Here is a 17500-nt window from a genome sequence, read left to right as displayed (position 1 = left end):
TCGCAAGCTCGCCAAATCGGGATCGGGGAAAAGGGCTCACACGCCGGTCCCGCACCTGACCATGAGGAGGAAATAATCATGACCGAGGCGAAGGCTAGCAAAAGCAGCGCGTCCGCCGGCGCCGGCTCGCTCCCCCAGGAGCCCGTCGAGCGGCGCGAAAATGTCGGGACGACCACCCCCGATCGCTACCCCGCCGCTGAGCGGCAGGCGGGCGACGTCTCAGGCGCCGCCAACCGCGGCCATCGTCGCAGTACGGGCAGCGGTCCGGTGAGCGGCAGCGGCGCCGGCGCGGGCGGCAAGGGCAATGCCGAGGATTATGACAGTGACGCGCAGGGCGGGGGCGGACGGGCGGCCGAGACTGATACGCCGCCGCCCGGAAAGGGCGCAGACGCCCCTGTTGGGGGCAGCCGCTAGGCCGTTTGGCAAAGAGGGGGCGGCGAGTGCGGTAATGCCGCGTTTCGCTGGCCCTTGTCTTCTCATTCGATCCGAAAGTCGATCGGCTTGAAGCTGCCGCCGCAGCTGTCATACGCTGAGCAGGCCGTCAGCCCGATGATAAGGTCGGTGAGCGCGCGCAGGCGGATGAAGTCGCCGGCCCTTGTCGTCGGCGAAAGAACGCGGATTTTACCTTCGCCGTCGACCGGCACATTCATGAAGAGGTTGAACGCGACCGGTATGGCGTCGGCATCGATGCCATAGGGTGCGAGCGCCTCGGCGAGATTGCCGAAGCAGCCGCGATGAACGGGCTTGTCGGCGTAGAAATGACGGAAGGTAGCCTCGCTGCACGGGGTCAGCAGGAAGTCATGAACGCCGCAGCTGTCCTCGACGATCTCGAGCAGCGCGTTCGAGCGATTTGACCAGAGGCGATTTCCGGCAGTGAGGCGGATCGTCTCTTCATAATCGAAGGTGCGACCGTTGGAAACGACCTCGCGCGGATCGTGGGCGCTGAATGCAAGGAGATCGCTCACTTGGCCGCCCTCGGGGTCGATAACGCACAGCGTCGCCCCTTTCGCGAGCTGGAAAGCGGCGCCGCTGCGGGGGGGAATCCGTTCGGTCATTCTGGTCCTCATATAGGAAGGGATAGGCGAAATATGGGCGGGGATGCCGAAAAGGCGACCGGGCGGATGCCCGCCCGGTGGGACGGAACGTGCCGGCTTGGTGTTTTTCAGGGTGCGCCGCTTGCGGCAAAGAGCGCGGCAGTCGCAGCGGCTCCGATCCAAATTTTCATCTCGTCTCTCCTCGATCTTCTCCGGGTTGCGCCGCGAATGTTTACGCGTTTCCCCAATCGCGCGCGCGTAAGACCGGACCGCGACTGGCGCGGCCCGGTCTTGCATGCGGGAGGGGCACACCTCAGCGGCTTTGCTTGCCCTGATCCTTGCTGCCTGACTGCTTTCCCGAGCCCGGTTGGCTCTTGTTGCCGTCCTGCTGCTGCTGGACGCCCTTGCCCGACGAACCGCCCTGCTGCGTGCCGTCTTTCTTGCCATTCTGTGCCATGACGCATCCTTTCCTCTCGGCCCCGATCGGACCACTGCGGAAACCCTGCGCTCACTGCGCTTGTTGCGCGGCGACGCCGCCGATTGATCGAGATTATACGCTTTTGAGGATCGGCCCTTCATTTCAGCTTCGGCTCGGCGCGCCGCCCGGGCGGGGGAAGCAGAACGGGCGGACGGCCGTGCCAAAGGTTGCGGGGCAGGCCGGGCGTTTGCGGCATCCTCCAGCGTGCAGTCACGCGAGGCAGGCGATGATGCCCTCGATCACCGCGATCGTCTCCTGCGGATCGCGTACGCGCACCGTGTCGAGTCCGAGCTGTTTTGCCGGATAGTCGTTGCCGCCGGGGAAGATCGCATCACCGATGAAGATCATTTCTCCGAGCGCAGTGCCGCTCGCAGCGCTAAGCTTCTTCAGCCCATAGCCCTTGTCGACCCCCTCGCGCGTGATGTCGATCGAGGTCGCGCCGCCCATGTTGATCGACAGGCCGGGAAGCCGGGTACGCAGATCGGCCTGGATGACGCGGCGCTTGGCGAAATCCGGATCCCAGACCTCCTTGGCTTCGATCGGGGCCTTCTGTCCTAGCGCGGAGAAGGTGATCTGGCTGCCGCGGTCCTCGATCCGCTCGCCCCAGACGTCCTGCGGCACGAAGCCCGTCGCTTCGAGCGACGCATCGAAGGCCGCGAGGATGCGCGCTTTCTCATCCTCGCCGAAAAGCTCCGCGTAAAGGGGCGTCCAGCCGTCCGCACGGTAAACATAGAGTTTCGTTCCCGTCGTCGGCATCAGCCAGAGCCTTGCGCGATCGGCTTGGGCGGGTAGGCGGCTCGCGACCTGCTTGTCGAATTGCGGCCAGTCGCCGCCCGAGATCACCGCGACATCGGCCACGCCGAGCAGCCGCGCGAGCGCGGCGCCCATCTCGTGGGACAGCGGTTGCTTGCTCTCGGCGAGGGTGCCGTCAAGATCGAAGGCGACGAGTTTCTTCATGATGATCTCCTCTCAAAGCTGCCGCCGGCCCGCAGCGGGCAAAGCCACACAATCGCTCGGCGGCGCTCGTGGTTCCGGCGGCCTTTTCCGAGGGCGCTGTGCTCCGCGGTCGGCGCGCAGCCCCCGGCCGGGACTCGCGTCGCCCGGAACGAGACGCTTGGGCCGGGCCAATCCGGACCGGACCCGGCGATCGGGCCGTGCGGGCTCCTTCGCATGAGGGCCGATCGCCGGGGGCGGCGAGGGGAAGGAGCCACGCAACGAGTCCGCCGCCAGAGGCGTTAGCGTCTCGATGACGAACGAGACTATTCGATGACACCGCGCTGGCCGTCTCTCCTCTGGGTGGTACGCCACGGCCAGAGCGCCGGCAACGTCGCGCGCGATGCCGCCGACGCGGCGGGGGACCTTCGCATCGCGCTTGACCACCGCGACGTCGACGTCCCGCTGTCGCCGCTCGGCGAGGAACAGGCGCGCGCACTCGGCGCCTGGTTCGCCGCGGGCGATAGGGATCACCGCCCCGAAATCATGCTCGCCTCGCCATATGTTCGCGCAGTGCAGACTGCCGAGATTTTCCGCAACGTTGGCGGCTGCTCGCGGGACGAGAAAATTTGCATCGACGAGCGGCTGCGCGAGAAAGAGTTCGGTATCCTCGACGGTCTCACGCGGCTCGGGATCGAGGATGTTCACCCCGAGCAGGCCGAATTCCGCTTGGCGCTGGGTAAATTCTATCACCGCCCGCCGGGCGGCGAGAGCTGGTGCGACGTCATCCTGCGGCTGCGCTCCCTGCTCGACACGGTCTCGCTTCATTATGGCGGGCGACGGGTGATGATCGTCGCCCACCAGGTGGTCGTGCTTTGTCTGCGTACCATTATCGAGAATCTCGGTGAGGAGGAAATCCTCGCCATCGACCGCGAGGGCGATGTCGCCAACTGCGCGATCACCGAATACCGGTTCGACCCCGATGCGGGCCGCGACGGCAATCTCGTTCTCTCGCGTTACAATGTCACCGCGCCGGATGACGTCCCGATCACCCGCGAACCCGATGCGATGGTGGCGGCGCGTGGCTGAGGTGGTCCCGCTCGACACCGCCTGGCTGAAGGCGAACCCGCTCCCCGATCATCAGGACAATGTCGACAAGAATGGCCGAGGCCGGGTGCTCGTCATCGGCGGCGGGAGCCGCGTTCCTGGCGGCATGCTGCTCACCGCCGAGGCCGCCTTCCGCGCTGGTGCGGGCAAGGTGACGATCGGCACGATAGCCTCGGCGGTGGTTCCGATCGGCATTGCCTGTCCCTCTTGCGCCGTGGTGGCGCTGCCGGAGACCGACGCGGGCGAGATCGCCCCCGGAGCGACCGAGCTGCTGCTCCCCGAGATGGCACTTCATGACGCCATCGTCTTCGGTCCCGCAATGAGCGATGCCGAGAGTGTGCGGACGCTATTGGGAGCCCTGCTGTCGTCACTGCCCGAGGACATGTTCGTGCTGCTCGACGCGCTCGCGCTGCGCGCAGCTGCCGAGCATCGCCATGCGATCCGCGCGCGCGCTGCGCACACGGTGCTCACGCCGCACGAGGGAGAACTCGCCGCTATGCTGGGCATCGACAAGGAGGTTGTCGCCGCCGACCCGCTTGCCGCGCTGAACGCGGCCGCCGAGCGCTTCGGCGCCGCAGTCATGGCGAAAGGCGCGGTGAGCCATCTCATCGCGGAGGGGCGCCGCCTCGCTTATGCTGGCGGCGGGCTCGGCCTCGCGGCAAGCGGGTCGGGCGACATATTGGCGGGGCTCGTCGCCGGGCTCGGCGCGCAGGGTCTCTCGCCCCTGCAGGCCTCGGCATGGGGCATTTGGCTGCATGGCGAAGCGGGCCGGCGCCTCTCCGAAACCATGGGGGCGCTCGGCTATCTCGCCCGTGAACTTCCGCCGCTGGTTCCGGGACTCATGCGCGGTGTCTGAACTCGACCTGCTCGACCCCGACCTGCTCTGGCCGATCGTGGGCGCGGTGCTCGCCGGCGCGATCATCGGCGGCGAGCGCGAATATCGCGCAAGCCCCGCGGGCCTGCGTACCCATATCCTCGTTGCGCTGTCCTGCTGCCTGCTGATGCTCTCCGCCGTCCACCAGATGGAATGGCTGACCGACACCCCGACCGATGTCGTGCGCATCGATCCGGTACGCATGGCGCATGGCGTGCTCACCGGCATCGGGTTTCTTTGCGGCGGGGTGATCTTTCGCGAGGGCTTCAACGTCCGCGGCCTCACAACCGCGGCATCGCTTTGGATGACCGCAACGCTCGGTATTTTGTTCGGGGTCGGCTTCCACGAGCTGGCGATCTTCGGTGGCACCGCGACTTTCCTTGTGCTCGCGGCGGTCACTTTTACCGAGCGCCACGCGCCGCAGCGCCGGATCGCCCATGTTACCCTCGACTTTCGGGCGGGGACGAGCATTGCTTCGGACGAGGTCAGAGCCCTTCTCGACGACCATGGGTTGAAGGCGATCACCGTCGATCAGCGCCGCGCTTGCGGCGCGCCCGGTTTTACCGCGGTCGCCTCAGGCTACCGCGAGACGCGCGCCGACGCGCTGGCGGCGGCGCTCACTGAGGATGATCGCATCGTCTCCTTCGGCATCAGGCCGCAGCAGGGATGACGCCGGCGGGCGGCACCAGCCCGGGGGGCGGCGCGAGCCCGGCACCAGATTGCGACGCGCTCGTCATCGGCGCTGGGCCGGCGGGACTTACGGCGGCGCTTTATCTCGCGCGCTACCGCCGCCGCGTGCGCGTGCTTCACGACGGTCGTTCGCGTGCGCTCGGCGCGCCGATGGCCTGGAACGTGCCCGGCTTTCCGGAAGGGATATCGGGGGCCGAGCTCGTCGCGCGCCTCGCCGAACAGGGGGAGCGTTATGGTGCGATCATCGAACGCGCCCGGGTCGAGAGGCTCGCCCGGATCCCGGAGAGCAATCTCTTCGAGGCGGTATTGGCGGACGGCGGCCGCTATAGGGTGCGTGGGCTGATCCTCGCGACCGGGGTCGTCACCAATGAGGCCATGCTTGCCGAGGGCGAGCATGACGAAGCCGTTCGCACCGGCGCGCTGCGCTATTGCCCGATCTGCGACGGGTTCGAACATCGCGGCCGCAGGATCGCGGTGCTCGGCTCAGACCTTCACGGCGCCGCCGAGGCCATGTTCCTCAAGCAATATAGCGACGATGTGACGCTGATTCCCAAATGGCGCGTTGCGCTGACCTCCGGGCAGCGCGCCGAGCTTGCGGCAAGCGACGTCCGGATCGAGGAGCGCCAGTTGCTGCGTCTCGCCCACCGCGGCGGACGCATCGAGGTCGCGCTGGCCGGTGTGGCCGAGCCGCTGATCTTCGACACCCTCTACCCCGCGCTTGGGTCCGAGCCGCGCAGCGAGTTGCTCGCAGGGCTGGGGCTCGACGGCGATGCCAATCGCTGCCTTCCCGCCGACGCTTTTGCCGAGCCGCTGATGCCCGGCGTTTATGGCGCCGGCGACGTGCTCGCTGGGCTCGACCAGATCAGCACCGCGACGGGCCAGGGCGCTGCTGCGGCCACGCGGCTTCACAACTGGCTGCGGGAAGGCGAAGGCCATGCCATGGCAGATCAGCGCTGAAAGCTGCGCCGGTTGATCTCGATCAACACGAATTTCTCGTTAGCACCGCCCAAATCTGCTAGTGAGGCTCGACGTCGGAGCCACTATGGTCCGCATCCCTTGATTTCGGCAGATTGCCGCGCGCCATATTTTCGCGTTCCTTTGCCGGTGCGTTGTGCCGGGAGCAGGGTCGCGCTCGCTCACGGCGGGAAGGAACTGATATGCGCCACTACCAACTCGTGCTGCTCGAAGGCGGCGAAGCGGACCCGCGCCGCATCGAATTCCGGGCCGACGATCCCTATCAGGCGTTTCAGGCTGCGCTCAACGAACGTGGGAGCAGCGAAGTCGAACTGTGGGATGGCGAGAAGCTCCTGGTCCGGATGAGCAAGACCGAAGCCAATCTCTGGAAGCTCCACGGCGCCGCGCCAGATAGTGCGAACGCGCCGCCATCATTTCATCCGCCGACGGCAGCAGGCTGAAAGCACGCTTTATCTGGCGCCGCCAAGGTGGTGAGGGCGAAGGAGCGTCGCGCCGCGCGCTCGCACGGGCAACGAGCGATAGGGACGCGGACAGCCAAGGGTGTTGAGAGAGGGGCGCCAAGAGAGGCACTTCCCGCGGGCGGGGCTGAGCCAGCCTAGCTCCCGCGCGCAGTAGATGCGAGGCTTATCGGAAAAGCCTCGGCGTCAAGATCGACACGCGCGCCGCGTCGTGCCTTGCTCCGCTGGTCGCATCCAAGCCGATGAACTGCGCTGCCATCCTGTCCTGTCGACCGGCGTGTCGCCGGCCCTTGCCCCGATCGACATCATTCTTTCCCTCGCATGCACGGCCCCCTGGACGCTTTCGACGGTTGGCCGAACCGGTCGCAAGGACCAAAAATTGCCCGCATCTTGGGGAACAGTCTTGGTCGGCACATCGTTTCCAGTTCTTTTTCAATGCCAGCGCGGGATAAATGAACGAGCAACCTTTTTTTGGTGCTAACGGCTATCATCTCGCGATGGCGCTTGTCGGTGCGGGTATTATCGCCGCATTCTGGCTTCCCCGCTTCTTCTCCGGGCGCGAGCCGGCGGCGTCGGCGCTGATGATTCTGTTCGGCATCGCGATCCACTGGATACTCCCCGATTTATCGCGAACCCTCGATCCGCGCGAAGCGCCGCTGTTTTGGGAGTTGGTCAGCGAGATGGCGGTCGTCGTTGCCCTGTTCGGTACCGGCATCCGAATCGACAATGTGACCGACTATCGGCGGTGGCTGCCGACGATCTGGCTTCTGGTGATCGCGATGCCGCTAACAATTGGCGCGGTGACAGTTATGGGATTCGCCTTTGCCGGAATGACCCTCGCGGGAGCGCTTGTCCTAGGCGCGGTGCTCGCGCCGACCGACCCTGTGCTCGCGGGCGAGGTTCAGGTCGGGCCGCCGACCGAGGGCGGAGAGCATCCGGTGCGCTTTGCTCTCACGACTGAAGCGGGCCTGAACGACGGGCTTGCCTTCCCGTTCGTCTATCTTGCGTTGCTCGCCGGCACGTCGGGCCTCTCGGCCGCCATGCTGGGCGAATGGCTCCTGCTCGACGTTGTGTATCGGATCGGCGTCGGCGTTGCGGGCGGTGCTTTGGTCGGGTGGGGTCTGGCGCGCGTGCTGTTCGTTATCCCGCGCGACAATGTTCTCGCCGACACAGCGTCCGGCGTTTTGGCCATCGCTGCAGTGCTCCTCTGCTACGGCGCTACCGAGCTTGCTGAAGGCTATGGCTTCATCGCCTGTTTCGTCGCGGGCGTCGTTCTACGCCGGGTCGAAGTGGAACACGCATTCCACGCCGAGCTTCACGGCTTCAACGAAGCCATCGAACTTGCGCTGACCGCGATGCTCCTCATTCTCATCGGCGCTACCTTTCCGCGCTTGTTCGGCGAACTCGACTGGGCGCATGCGGCCATTGCGGTTGCGCTGCTGTTCATCGTGCGCCCCGGGGCCGGCTGGATTAGCCTGCTGCGAACCGGACTCCCATGGACAGATCGGCTCGTGATCGCTTTCTATGGAGTGCGGGGCATCGGCTCGATCTACTATCTTGCCTTTGCGGCCAGCCACTTGGAGCTGGTGAACGAGGGGCAAATCTGGGCGACAATCGCGCTCACGATCCTGCTATCGACCGTCGTCCACGGCTTCACCGCGGGTCCCGTCGTCGACTATATCGTGCGCCGCCGACAAGCTTGATCGACGATCTTCGTAGAAGAAAGCGCGACGTCGCAATACGCCGGTCTGCGCGAGAGTGGTTGCGACCGGTGGCCAAACCGCGAAGTGTATAGATGTGGCCTGGCGAGCGGGCATTTCGAGCATCCGCTAAGGGACGACGAGCTTTATTTTAGAGCGGCAAGCCAGAGCGCAGCGACGAGAGCTGCGCTGGCCGCTGTCAAGGCCCAAGCGAGTAGCCGGATGCGCATGGGCCTCAAGACAGTCACATTATGCGGCTCCAGCTTGGCAATGATCGTGCGCGCGCGCCGCTCGGCCGAAACGAAAACATAAATGGCTGCCAGTAGAAAGCTCGTGGCGATCGCCTTCGGCATCCAGCTGGGCTCCATCGTCCTGAAGAGCGCGTTGAAGCCGAGTCCAAGTCCCACCGCTGCCATCCCGGTGCGTACCCATCCCGCGAAGCTCCGCTCATGCGCCAACACCGTGCGGTCTTCCGCCAGCTCGGTGCGATTTTGGGCAAGGTCGGTTCGCTCTTGCGCGCTCATTTCGAACGGCTTCCGGCCGTTGGTAGCGCGGATCGCGTGCCAGCGCGCGCGCGGGACACGACGCTGAAGCTACCATCCGTCTCGAGTACCACGGACGCAATGTCCGCGATGTCACCAAAACCTTGGCTTCGTATAGCGCAAAGGACTTCATCCCGGGTGACCCGTTCGCGCTTTAAGGCTTCGGTGTCGATCACGCCGTCCTTGAGCAGCGTCCCAGGATCCGATTTTGCCAATCGCTCGGCAAAGCGCCAGCGGACCGCAAGAGCCGCTATCGCATATTGCAGCACGACCAGCGTCATCAAGGCGGTTACGCCTTCCACCAGAGCAACGTCGCGGCTTAGCAATATGGTGGCGAGGGTCGAACCGAGCGCAACGGTCACCACAAGATCAAACGCGCTCATCTTCGCCAAGGTGCGCTTGCCGCTGAACCGCAATATCGCAATCAGCGCGATATAAGCCGAGGCGCCCAGGAATAAGACGCGCAACACCTCGTCCCATGTGTCAAAGATCATGATAAACCTCTCAATTCCCCTTTATCCCAATGCCCCGGGGCAGGCAGAGTTTCGCGTCGGCCACAAAACCAGGATGCGCCCCGAGGTGTTGGCAGTGTTTCACATTTTTGCGCGTCGAGGCCTTGGACTTGGCTCCGTGGTGCAGGGGGCGACCACGCCACCCATATCCTCGCAGCAGATCATCTCGCAGTCGAAGCGTTGTTCGAGGAATTCGAGAAGGCGCAAGGGGCCGACCGCAAGGCAAAATCGCCGACACAATCTGCACCGAGCTCATGATCCACGCCCAGATCGAGGAGGAGGTCTTTTATCGGCGCCCAAGGGCAAGATCGACGACGATCTCTTGAAGGAGGCCTATGTCGAGCATGACGGCGCGAAACAGCTCATCAACGATATCCTTGCCTCCGGGCCCGACGACGCGTTTTCCGAAGCCAAGGTCACGGTGCTGTCGGAACAGATGTCGCTCGCAACCGCTCCGTCACGGCCGAAAGCTGCACCGTCGGACAGCTGGCGGCGCTTGGCGCCGCGGAGGTCGCGCCGAGTCCGCGTTTCTAATGCTGCTTTACGCCTTATCCGATCGACGCAAAATGCGATATGCTGGACGTGCTGCGCGCCGGAGACGTGCGCTGCTGCGTAGTTTGCCCCGAAGGGGCCGCCGCGATAGCGGCCGGGGCGCTGGCGAGGGGCGGGGCCGATGTCGCGGTTTCGGTCACGAGAGAATGGGAGAGGGATTACCGAGGTCATGGACGGCAAATTTGCACTCATCGAGGCGGGAGGTACCAAATTTGTCGTCGGGGTCGCGGATGGCTCACGTCGGATCTTGGCGCGGACGCGCATCGAAACCACCTGTCCGCAGGAAGTGATCCCGGCGGCGATTGAGTGGCTTCGGCAGCAGAGCGGTAATTATCGCGCGGCGGGGATTGCGAGCTTCGGCCCGCTTGATCTCGATCCCGCATCGCCGAAATGGGGACATATCACCGGGACCACCAAGTCCGGCTGGAGCAATACCGATATGGCAGGACCGTTCGGCCGCGCGCTTGGCTGTGCCGTCGCGATCGATACGGACGTCAACGGCGCCGCGCTCAGCGAATGGATGTGGGGCGCCGGCGCAGGGACACAATCCTCGCTCTACCTTACGGTCGGAACCGGTATCGGCGGCGGAGCGATAGTCGGCGGGCAATTAATCCGCGGCGTCAGCCACCCCGAAATGGGGCACATTCGCATGCCGCGCCACCCGGCCGACAGGGATTTTACCGGACACTGCCCATTTCACGGCGACTGTCTTGAGGGACTGGCTGCGGGTCCATCGATCAAGGCGCGTTGGGGGAGATCTCTGTCCCACTTGCCGTCCGATCATGTCGGTCACGAGATGATCGCCTGGTACCTCGCGCAAGCGGTGACAACTTTTCAAGCGATCCTTGAGCCTGCACGCATCATATTCGGGGGAGGCGTGATGGAGACCCCAGGATTGATCGAGCGTATTCGCGACGAGGCGTCCGCCGGATCAAACGGCTATTTCGCTGGCGATGCGCAAAAGGTCATTGTTCCCCCCATGCTCGGAAACGACTCTGGCCTGCTTGGCGCACTGGCAATTAGCAGGACTGCTTCCTGGGCTGAAAGTTGACCGGCGGAAGCGAACGACCACCGGCTTTGGGTGTCATGACCACGCTACGAGTGCGCGCGCGCAATCGCGCAAGTCAATTTCTGCGTTTGAAGCAGCCAGCGCGCATTCGCCCGCACTGATTGTCTGTCCGCCAATGCGAATGCGACCCTCGATCGGAGCGATGTATAGACAAGCATCACGCGGTATGAAGGACATGTCGTCACCGGTAATGTGGGCGAGCGTAAAGTGCTCGGCGTGGAGCAGGATATCGCTGCGCGACGGATCTACAGAGGTTTGACGCGACGGCGGGTAGGGTGAAGGGTCGGCGACATCGACGCCCTCGGCGAGATGGAGCTCGCGCGGGCGGCCGTAGTCGTAGAGGCGATAAGTAACGTCGATGTTCTGCTGGATCTCGATGAGTGAGATATCCGCCCCGATGGCATGGATAGTACCCGGCGGAATATGGAACAACATCCCGGGCTCCGCGAGGTGCCATTGCATCAGCGTCTCGATCTCACCCGAAAGCGCGGCCTCGCGCAAGCGCGCCTTCGATAGCCGCGTCCGAACGCCGATGCCGAGCCGCGCCCCGGGTTTCGCGTCGAGGATGTACCAACATTCCTCCTTGCCGGCAGGGAGGCCGAGGGCGATGGCCTGTGCATCCGAGGGATGCACCTGAACCGAGAGCTTCTCCGACGTGAACAGATATTTGATTAGCAGCGGCAGCCGCTGTCCCTCGGGACCCGGAAACCATATCTCCCCGATGCGGCGGCCTCGCATCCTGTCGAATGGTGCCGGCAGGCTTGTTCGGCCCCAAGGCTTCTCGACTGCAATTGGCGTCAGTCTGGTCATTCGATGTAAACGAACGGAACGAGGCCCAGTTGCGCCGCCCATGGCAATTTGCCTGAGGGCAACGACATTGGGCCGCTGCTTCCCTCGCGCGCGACCCGGACCGCGATCGACTTGAACCCGCCGGTCGCTGGTGTTGGCGCGAATCGAACGCAACCCCGTCCCGTTTCGCAAGTTCTCGAGGCGAGAGGATATCGATATGCCCCTGAAGATCGAAGGCTCGTGCCGCTGTGGAGCGGTTCGTTTTTCCACCGACAGTCATGCGCCGGTCCCGTTCATGCGCTGCTATTGCTCGATCTGCAGGAAGACCGCCGGCGGCGGGGGATATGCGATCAATCTCCACGCCGACAGGAATACGCTGACCGTCGATGGCGAGACGGCGGTTTTTCATGCCGGCCTCGGCGACGGGCGCGGCGGCTGCGAGCTGAGTTCGGCCGAACGCCATTTCTGCGCCCTCTGCGCCAGCGCGCTATGGGTGTTCAGCCCCGAGTACCCGGACGTTTTTCATCCCTTCGCCTCGGCGATCGACAGCGACCTCCCTAAGGCTCCGTCGAGCGTGCACATGATGCTGGGGTCGAAAGCCCCGTGGGTCGAGCCCCTGATCCGCCCGCAAGACCAGTGCTTCGAAGACTATCCGGACGAGGCATTGGAGGAATGGCACCGGGCGCGAGGCCTTTGGGTCGACTAACGCGGGATTGGAGCGGTTGCGGGTCCGGGCGGCCGAGCTGGCCGTGCGATCGGTCGATTGCATCAGGCGCAGCGCACGCGTCGGCCCATAGGTGTTTTCCTGATCGTTCAGCCGGGATAGGGCGAGCGCCTCAGCAGCCGGGCGAGATGGGCGGCGTTGCTCGCGACCATGCTCGCTGTCTTGGTGATCATCCGTGGGCGATGTTCGAGGTCCTTGAAGTCGGTGGAACCCATCGCCTCGCCGACCCAATAGCAGCCGGCTACCGCGGGGATTGTCCAGCCGGTGTCGTTGAGCGACTGGAAAAGCTCTGCGCACACATGGTGCGCGCCGTCTTCATTTCCGACGACCGCGGCAACCGCTACCTTGGAATAGCTTGGCATGCGGCCCGCCTCGTCCGTCTCGTCGAAGAACGCGTCCATACGTTCGAGGACGAGCTTCGCAACACTGGAAGGCTGGCCCATCCAGATCGGCGTCCCGAAGATGAGAATATCGGCCGAGAGGATCTGCTCACGAATTTGCGGCCACGCATCGCCGTCCCCTTCGTCGGAGGAGACACCCCATTTGACGTCATGCGCCGCGATACGGATCGGCTTTCCCACGACGACATCCTGCTTCGCGAAATGCTCGGCGAGCGCCGCGATCATGGCGTCGGTCGAGCTTTTGCGGCCTTTCGCCGACAAGGTGCAATTGATGGCGGTGGCAGTGAGCGGATCGGGCATGACATCTCCTCGGGCTCCCGAGGCGAAATGATCGGGACGGCGGCGAGGTTCCGACCTGTCGTGTCGGCGGGTTCGAAACGCTTCGGTGCCGGGAACGGATCGTCGGCGATCTTCGGGTCTCGTCCGGTCTCGTCCGGCATCGAAGAGGCACGCCGCCGTTTGCTCACATGCAGGCCGTTTGCGACAAAGAGCCGGCTATAGGCTACGGTTGCCCGGAGAAGCGCTGCCCATGGGTTCGCCGAGCCGCACCGGTCGCTCGGGATACCACTCGGGGTTGAAAGCGATGGCGTCCTTCTCGAACAGCATCACGATGGTGGAGCCGAGGAGGAAGCGTCCCATCTCTTCGCCTCTGCGCAGGACGACTTCAGAGCTGGCGTAGGGCCATTCGGATATCTCGCCGGATCGCTTCGCATTTACCGCGCCGTGCCAAACCGTCGCGATGCTGCCGACGATGGTCGCTCCCACGAGGATCATCGCGAAGCGCCCGTGGGAGGGGGACTTGAACAGGCATATGACGCGCTCGTTGCGCGCGAAGAGACCGGGCACCCCGCGCGCCGTGGTCGGGTTGACCGAGAATAACGCCCCGGGGACGTAGACCATGCGTGTAAGCTCGCCATCGCAGGGCATGTGCAGTCGGTGATAATCCTTCGGCGAGAGATAGAGGTTTGCGAAACTGCCGTCGCGAAAGGTCGCGGCGAGCGCGCTGTCGCCGCCCAACAGGTCAGCGGTAGTGAAGCGGTGGCCCTTGGCCTGGACGATGTGATGATCGTCGATCGACCCGAACTGGCTCATGGCGCCATCGACCGGGCAGATGAAATCGGCGTCGGCGAGCGGCCGGGCGCCGGCCTTCAGCGGGCGCGTGAAGAAGTCGTTGAAGCTTGCATAGCTGCGAAGATCCGGATTTTCGGCCTCGCTCATGTCGACGCCATATCTCGCAACGAACCACTGGATAAGCCTGGGAGTGTGGCGGCCGGACGAGGCGGCGACGCGGCCGGCCAATTCGGTAAGGCGCCGCTTCGGTAGCGCGTGCTGGGCAAGGATTCTCAGGCGCTCGAACATATCTCATCCATTGGTCGATCATGCGAAGACCCGGTAGACCGCATGGAAAAAGGACGTGGCGCTCGGCGCTTCGTTCCCGCGATGATGCCGTGTCGTGATGTCGTAAGGCAAGAATTGAGCGATTGAAGGTCCCAGAAAGCCTTGAGACTTGGCGGCTGGCGCGCGCTCAGCCGCGCCGGGGCTTTTGCGGCGATCCTGCCGCGCGCACGAGCCGGAAACTCTTCTGCTCGAACTTCAACGCGCGAAAGAAGTTGGTGGCGTTGTCGATCATAATGTCGCTCATGACCTCGATCAGGGCGCATCCGGCCTTGGCGAGCGCCGTCTCGGCCGCGGGAAGAAGCGCCGTTCCAATCCACCGGCGGCGATAGTCGCCGTCGACCACCAGCAGGGTCACTCGGCCGACCAAGCCGTGCTGCAGCGTCGGAACGAAAATCTGTCCGAAACGGCATTAGGATAAATGCGATCGCCCCCGTCCAGATCTGGACTCCGCTCAACCCGCGCGGCGGTCCGCCAGCCGACAAGATGGCGAGCTTTGGCGAGTCCAGACCGATGAAGCGGCCCGGCGAGCCGAATGCAGTGGCGCCAAGCTTCCTCTTTCTCGCCTGCGATGACAGCAGCTGCATGCCAGGCCAGGTTCTCCATCCGCACGGCCGCACGGCGGTACAAGACCCATAGGATGATGGCGGCTTAAATTTTTCTCATCTTTTGAGGTGGAGGGGATGACGGCAATGACGGGGCCCCTTTGGTGCCTCGTCAAACATTTTGCGGATTTCCATGTTGGGGACGGGAATGCGTTGAGGAGTGCGCCAAGTTAATTCCGGCGGTTTCCCAGCCGTGCATCGCTGGAACCGGTTAGGAAAGAAGTGCCACGTTAACCATGATGATGAAGCGAATTCTCACGGTGTTGCGGCATTGCTGTCGGCATGTTCGGATGGTCTCGCTCTTCCACCATCGCCAGCGTAACCGCACTGGCGTTGACCGCAGGTGCGGCGATGGCGCCGGCCACGGCGCATGCCGCAATTGAATCGTCCGCGACAAAGATTGGCAATGCCAAAGCTTTTGCGATCGCCGACACTTGCCGCAGGAGCGCCCTGCTGGCACCGGCGGGTCCGGATTTCGGTGGCGAGCGTGCGTCGGAGGCCGGCGCTCCCAGCGCGCTCAGCCGCGTTCGGATGAGTCAGGAGCGACCCGCGGCGACGCTCGGCGCTGTTCCTGCCCCCGGCAATTCGATCGCCGTTCGCGCGCTCACGCGGGGCGCCGACCCTGTGTTCGGGGCGGATCGAGCGGATGCTGTATCTATTCGCGTCGAGTGCACAACGCCGCTAGCAGCGATGGAAAGGGGGCTGGCGGACGACAGCAGCGAGCTTGGGACCATCGCAATCCCTGTTGAAACAACGCGTTTTGACGATCGCTGGTTGCGTGTTCGCCGGGCGCCTTCCGTGCGCGTGATGCGGGCGCAACTCGATCGCGCTGCGGTAACACAAGATTTGAGCGAGGAGGCGACGCTCGAGCGTGTCAATCAATGGGTGAATCGCCAGATCGCCTATGCCGACGACGAGAGTAACTATCGGCAACGAGACTTTTGGGCGACCGCTGAAGAGACGGTGGCGCGGGGCAGAGGCGATTGCGAAGATTTCGCGATCTTGAAAATGCAGATGTTACGGGCAGCCGGTATCGACGATGACCGGATGAAGCTTGTCCTGCTGCGCGACATGGCGGTCAGCTCCGACCATGCATTATTACTCGTGCGATCGGCGGCGGGCTGGGTGGTGCTCGATAACATGACTGACCGCATCTTGGATGGGCGACAGGCCATCGCTATGCGCCCCATGATGTCGTTCAGCGGCGATCGGCGCTGGGTTCACGGCTACCGGGACACTGGGGCGGGCGTAGTGAGGACCGCCGCAGCGGCGCCAAAGGCGTCGGCGAAGGCCTTCTCCCTCGCGGCCTTGCGGGTTGCGATGCAACCCGCGGCACCTTCCCAACCCCGATATCTTCGCAATTTCGACGCTTCGATCGGGAATTAATGGTCTTGACCCAAGAATGTTCGCGCCTTGATCGCCGGGTGCCAGAAGATAAACGCCCCAATCAGTCCGCAACAAAGCCGATTCGCGCCTATGATGGGTTAGAATCCAAACATTGATCGTCCGAGGGCTTTGCATTAACCAGAATCGTTAGGGTTTGTAGTCGCGACCCGGCCGTGTGATGCCATCCCGATCACTCGAAAGGCTAGTGACATGGCCGCATTGCGAGTGAACCCTAAACCTTTGTGTTTCCTGCACTTACTGTCGCTTCGGGCCATCTGGTTCAGTCGCGAGCAACCTTGCCGCGAAATCAACCATCACTCTTTGTGGGTAGTTGTCAAAATTGTCGTAGATTCTGTCATTTAGTTGTATAACCTTTCGGTTAATCTTTGGGCAACAGAATGGAAAAGTTAACTTTTTAACGCGGGGAATCCACCGCGACGAATATCGAAGCGGATCTGGAGTTTAGACCGAGGCCCAGACCGGTGGGGTCGCCTTGACTGGTAATTCAGCGGAGGCGGAAATGTCGCAGTTGATCAAGATTTCTTTATTGGCGAGATATGAGATCGCGAGGGAGGGGTTACGCAACATCCTTTCCGGCGAAAGCTTTCAGATCCAGGCATCGGTGTCCGATGCTTCGGCGCTGTTCGACCCGTTGGGGCGAGTAGCGGATGATGTCGATATTCACGTGATCGTCGTCGATGGCGGCGATACCGGCTTTGGCCTCGACGCCTGTCGGCGGCTGGCCACGAAAAAAGACCATGCACGCCTGGCGTTACTGTTCGACCATTATGTCTTTGAGGACGTAGTCGAGGCGTTTCAGATTGGTGTCGATGCCGTTATCATCAAGGAAATCCTGTGCGCGCCGCTGGTCGGATCGATCAAGCTGGCGGCGCTGGGCGAGAAGGTTTTCCCATCACAGCTGGTCAACAATTTGACCAGCTGGGTTCCGGCAGCGCTCGGCGGAGACTGGAAAAGCAGCGCTGCCTCGGTGGGGCTGTCCGGCCGCGAGATCGAAATCCTCGAAAGCATCATGGCCGGGATGGCGAACAAGGTCATCGCTCGGCAGCTCGGCATTTGCGAGGCCACGGTCAAGGTTCATGTCAAGGCGATCCTGCGCAAGCTGGGGGTGGAGAATCGTACCCAAGCGGCAACCTGGGGGGTCAAGAATGGCCTGGGGGAGCCGGTTCAGTTAAACCTCCGCGAGGTAAGACCCGTTCGCGCGCCGTTTAGGCCACCGCCGCTGCCCGGACGCGCCGCCTGAGGCGATCGAGCTCGG

20 protein-coding genes and 1 pseudogene are annotated in these 17500 nt (G+C 63.7%); 12 read left to right on the top strand and 9 right to left on the bottom strand.

From position 1 onward, the window contains the following. Positions 1 to 78 precede the first annotated feature (78 nt). Positions 79 to 414, top strand: a complete 336-nt coding sequence (locus MU856_RS07370) for a hypothetical protein (protein ID WP_263588708.1) — start codon at positions 79 to 81, stop codon at positions 412 to 414. Positions 415 to 476: 62 nt separating this feature from the next. On the opposite strand, the gene MU856_RS07365 is transcribed toward MU856_RS07370, so the two are convergent. The 3 genes from MU856_RS07365 to MU856_RS07355 all read right to left on the bottom strand — a co-directional run bounded on the left by MU856_RS07365 (position 477) and on the right by MU856_RS07355 (position 2469). After that, positions 477 to 1055: a DUF1989 domain-containing protein gene (locus MU856_RS07365; protein ID WP_217373531.1), complete on the bottom strand. Its 579-nt coding sequence runs from the start codon at positions 1053 to 1055 to the stop codon at positions 477 to 479. 292 nt (positions 1056 to 1347) lie between these two features. Further along, entirely contained in the window at positions 1348 to 1491 is a 144-nt protein-coding gene (locus MU856_RS07360) for a hypothetical protein (protein WP_186401954.1), read from the bottom strand. A 231-nt stretch (positions 1492 to 1722) separates the two neighbouring features. Further along, entirely contained in the window at positions 1723 to 2469 is a 747-nt protein-coding gene (locus MU856_RS07355; protein ID WP_217372212.1) for an HAD-IIB family hydrolase, read from the bottom strand. Positions 2470 to 2778: 309 nt separating this feature from the next. On the opposite strand from MU856_RS07355, the gene MU856_RS07350 reads away from it, so the two are divergent. The 6 genes from MU856_RS07350 to MU856_RS07325 all read left to right on the top strand — a co-directional run bounded on the left by MU856_RS07350 (position 2779) and on the right by MU856_RS07325 (position 8252). Further along, positions 2779 to 3534, top strand: coding sequence for a histidine phosphatase family protein (locus MU856_RS07350; protein WP_234178918.1), 756 nt, complete (start codon positions 2779 to 2781; stop codon positions 3532 to 3534). Beyond that, a complete protein-coding gene (locus MU856_RS07345) occupies positions 3527 to 4408 on the top strand; it encodes an NAD(P)H-hydrate dehydratase (protein WP_263588707.1) in 882 nt (293 codons plus the stop codon). The genes MU856_RS07350 and MU856_RS07345 overlap by 8 nt, the downstream gene beginning before the upstream one ends. Continuing rightward, on the top strand, positions 4401 to 5096 hold the full coding sequence (locus MU856_RS07340) for an MgtC/SapB family protein (RefSeq protein WP_263588706.1): 696 nt from the start codon (positions 4401 to 4403) through the stop codon (positions 5094 to 5096). Before MU856_RS07345 ends, MU856_RS07340 begins: the two co-directional genes overlap by 8 nt. After that, positions 5093 to 6073, top strand: coding sequence for an NAD(P)/FAD-dependent oxidoreductase (locus MU856_RS07335; RefSeq protein ID WP_263588705.1), 981 nt, complete (start codon positions 5093 to 5095; stop codon positions 6071 to 6073). Before MU856_RS07340 ends, MU856_RS07335 begins: the two co-directional genes overlap by 4 nt. A gap of 200 nt (positions 6074 to 6273) precedes the next feature. Next, a complete protein-coding gene (locus MU856_RS07330; RefSeq protein ID WP_217372208.1) occupies positions 6274 to 6531 on the top strand; it encodes a hypothetical protein in 258 nt (85 codons plus the stop codon). 470 nt (positions 6532 to 7001) lie between these two features. Then, the gene (locus MU856_RS07325; protein WP_263588704.1) at positions 7002 to 8252 is read left to right on the top strand and encodes a cation:proton antiporter; all 1251 of its coding nucleotides are present in this window, start codon (positions 7002 to 7004) and stop codon (positions 8250 to 8252) included. A 143-nt stretch (positions 8253 to 8395) separates the two neighbouring features. Here the strand turns inward: MU856_RS07325 and MU856_RS07320 are convergent, their stop codons facing one another. Further along, a complete protein-coding gene (locus tag MU856_RS07320; protein WP_263588703.1) occupies positions 8396 to 8773 on the bottom strand; it encodes a DUF202 domain-containing protein in 378 nt (125 codons plus the stop codon). Then, on the bottom strand, positions 8770 to 9285 hold the full coding sequence (locus tag MU856_RS07315; RefSeq protein ID WP_263588702.1) for a DUF421 domain-containing protein: 516 nt from the start codon (positions 9283 to 9285) through the stop codon (positions 8770 to 8772). The genes MU856_RS07320 and MU856_RS07315 overlap by 4 nt, the downstream gene beginning before the upstream one ends. Positions 9286 to 10024: 739 nt before the next feature. Between MU856_RS07315 and MU856_RS07310 the strand changes: the two genes are divergently transcribed. Beyond that, positions 10025 to 10906: an ROK family protein gene (locus MU856_RS07310; RefSeq protein ID WP_263588701.1), complete on the top strand. Its 882-nt coding sequence runs from the start codon at positions 10025 to 10027 to the stop codon at positions 10904 to 10906. 33 nt (positions 10907 to 10939) lie between these two features. On the opposite strand, the gene MU856_RS07305 is transcribed toward MU856_RS07310, so the two are convergent. Then, entirely contained in the window at positions 10940 to 11734 is a 795-nt protein-coding gene (locus tag MU856_RS07305; RefSeq protein WP_217373478.1) for a class I mannose-6-phosphate isomerase, read from the bottom strand. 196 nt (positions 11735 to 11930) lie between these two features. Between MU856_RS07305 and MU856_RS07300 the strand changes: the two genes are divergently transcribed. Further along, complete coding sequence (locus MU856_RS07300) at positions 11931 to 12419, top strand: GFA family protein (RefSeq protein ID WP_217373477.1); 489 nt, start codon at positions 11931 to 11933, stop codon at positions 12417 to 12419. A 107-nt stretch (positions 12420 to 12526) separates the two neighbouring features. Here MU856_RS07300 and MU856_RS07295 read toward each other — a convergent pair whose 3' ends face one another. The 3 genes from MU856_RS07295 to MU856_RS07285 form a co-directional block, all read right to left on the bottom strand. Continuing rightward, positions 12527 to 13138, bottom strand: a complete 612-nt coding sequence (locus tag MU856_RS07295; protein ID WP_263588700.1) for a flavodoxin family protein — start codon at positions 13136 to 13138, stop codon at positions 12527 to 12529. Between the two features lie 195 nt (positions 13139 to 13333). After that, a complete protein-coding gene (gene asd / locus MU856_RS07290; protein ID WP_263588699.1) occupies positions 13334 to 14197 on the bottom strand; it encodes an archaetidylserine decarboxylase in 864 nt (287 codons plus the stop codon). Between the two features lie 166 nt (positions 14198 to 14363). Then, complete coding sequence (locus MU856_RS07285) at positions 14364 to 14603, bottom strand: GNAT family N-acetyltransferase (protein WP_263588698.1); 240 nt, start codon at positions 14601 to 14603, stop codon at positions 14364 to 14366. A 29-nt stretch (positions 14604 to 14632) separates the two neighbouring features. On the opposite strand from MU856_RS07285, the pseudogene MU856_RS07280 reads away from it, so the two are divergent. The 3 genes and pseudogenes from MU856_RS07280 to MU856_RS07270 all read left to right on the top strand — a co-directional run. Beyond that, positions 14633 to 14872: pseudogene (locus tag MU856_RS07280) on the top strand (SDR family oxidoreductase); the annotation flags it as partial. 248 nt (positions 14873 to 15120) lie between these two features. Next, entirely contained in the window at positions 15121 to 16224 is a 1104-nt protein-coding gene (locus MU856_RS07275) for a transglutaminase-like cysteine peptidase (protein WP_263588697.1), read from the top strand. A gap of 520 nt (positions 16225 to 16744) precedes the next feature. Next, a complete protein-coding gene (locus MU856_RS07270) occupies positions 16745 to 17485 on the top strand; it encodes a response regulator transcription factor (protein ID WP_062902509.1) in 741 nt (246 codons plus the stop codon). The last annotated feature ends 15 nt before the right edge of the window (positions 17486 to 17500 follow it).

Origin of the sequence: Sphingopyxis sp. GC21, from assembly GCF_025727575.1 — a bacterium.
GTDB classification, from domain to species: domain Bacteria; phylum Pseudomonadota; class Alphaproteobacteria; order Sphingomonadales; family Sphingomonadaceae; genus Sphingopyxis; species Sphingopyxis terrae_A.
Note: the sequence above shows the minus strand (reverse complement) of the source record. Positions and strands in the feature narration are given on the sequence as shown.

Excerpts from the sequence above, each read along its gene's own strand:
- MU856_RS07370 (WP_263588708.1), top strand. The coding sequence starts at position 79 with ATGACCGAGGCGAAGGCTAGCAAAAGCAGCGCGTCCGCCGGCGCCGGC.
- MU856_RS07315 (WP_263588702.1), bottom strand. The coding sequence starts at position 9,285 with ATGATCTTTGACACATGGGACGAGGTGTTGCGCGTCTTATTCCTGGGC.
- MU856_RS07320 (WP_263588703.1), bottom strand. The coding sequence starts at position 8,773 with ATGAGCGCGCAAGAGCGAACCGACCTTGCCCAAAATCGCACCGAGCTG.
- MU856_RS07325 (WP_263588704.1), top strand. The coding sequence starts at position 7,002 with ATGAACGAGCAACCTTTTTTTGGTGCTAACGGCTATCATCTCGCGATG.
- MU856_RS07330 (WP_217372208.1), top strand. The coding sequence starts at position 6,274 with ATGCGCCACTACCAACTCGTGCTGCTCGAAGGCGGCGAAGCGGACCCG.
- MU856_RS07355 (WP_217372212.1), bottom strand. The coding sequence starts at position 2,469 with ATGAAGAAACTCGTCGCCTTCGATCTTGACGGCACCCTCGCCGAGAGC.
- MU856_RS07300 (WP_217373477.1), top strand. The coding sequence starts at position 11,931 with ATGCCCCTGAAGATCGAAGGCTCGTGCCGCTGTGGAGCGGTTCGTTTT.
- MU856_RS07365 (WP_217373531.1), bottom strand. The coding sequence starts at position 1,055 with ATGACCGAACGGATTCCCCCCCGCAGCGGCGCCGCTTTCCAGCTCGCG.
- MU856_RS07295 (WP_263588700.1), bottom strand. The coding sequence starts at position 13,138 with ATGCCCGATCCGCTCACTGCCACCGCCATCAATTGCACCTTGTCGGCG.
- MU856_RS07350 (WP_234178918.1), top strand. The coding sequence starts at position 2,779 with ATGACACCGCGCTGGCCGTCTCTCCTCTGGGTGGTACGCCACGGCCAG.
- MU856_RS07270 (WP_062902509.1), top strand. The coding sequence starts at position 16,745 with ATGTCGCAGTTGATCAAGATTTCTTTATTGGCGAGATATGAGATCGCG.
- asd (WP_263588699.1), bottom strand. The coding sequence starts at position 14,197 with ATGTTCGAGCGCCTGAGAATCCTTGCCCAGCACGCGCTACCGAAGCGG.
- MU856_RS07275 (WP_263588697.1), top strand. The coding sequence starts at position 15,121 with ATGTTCGGATGGTCTCGCTCTTCCACCATCGCCAGCGTAACCGCACTG.
- MU856_RS07360 (WP_186401954.1), bottom strand. The coding sequence starts at position 1,491 with ATGGCACAGAATGGCAAGAAAGACGGCACGCAGCAGGGCGGTTCGTCG.
- MU856_RS07305 (WP_217373478.1), bottom strand. The coding sequence starts at position 11,734 with ATGACCAGACTGACGCCAATTGCAGTCGAGAAGCCTTGGGGCCGAACA.
- MU856_RS07335 (WP_263588705.1), top strand. The coding sequence starts at position 5,093 with ATGACGCCGGCGGGCGGCACCAGCCCGGGGGGCGGCGCGAGCCCGGCA.
- MU856_RS07310 (WP_263588701.1), top strand. The coding sequence starts at position 10,025 with ATGGACGGCAAATTTGCACTCATCGAGGCGGGAGGTACCAAATTTGTC.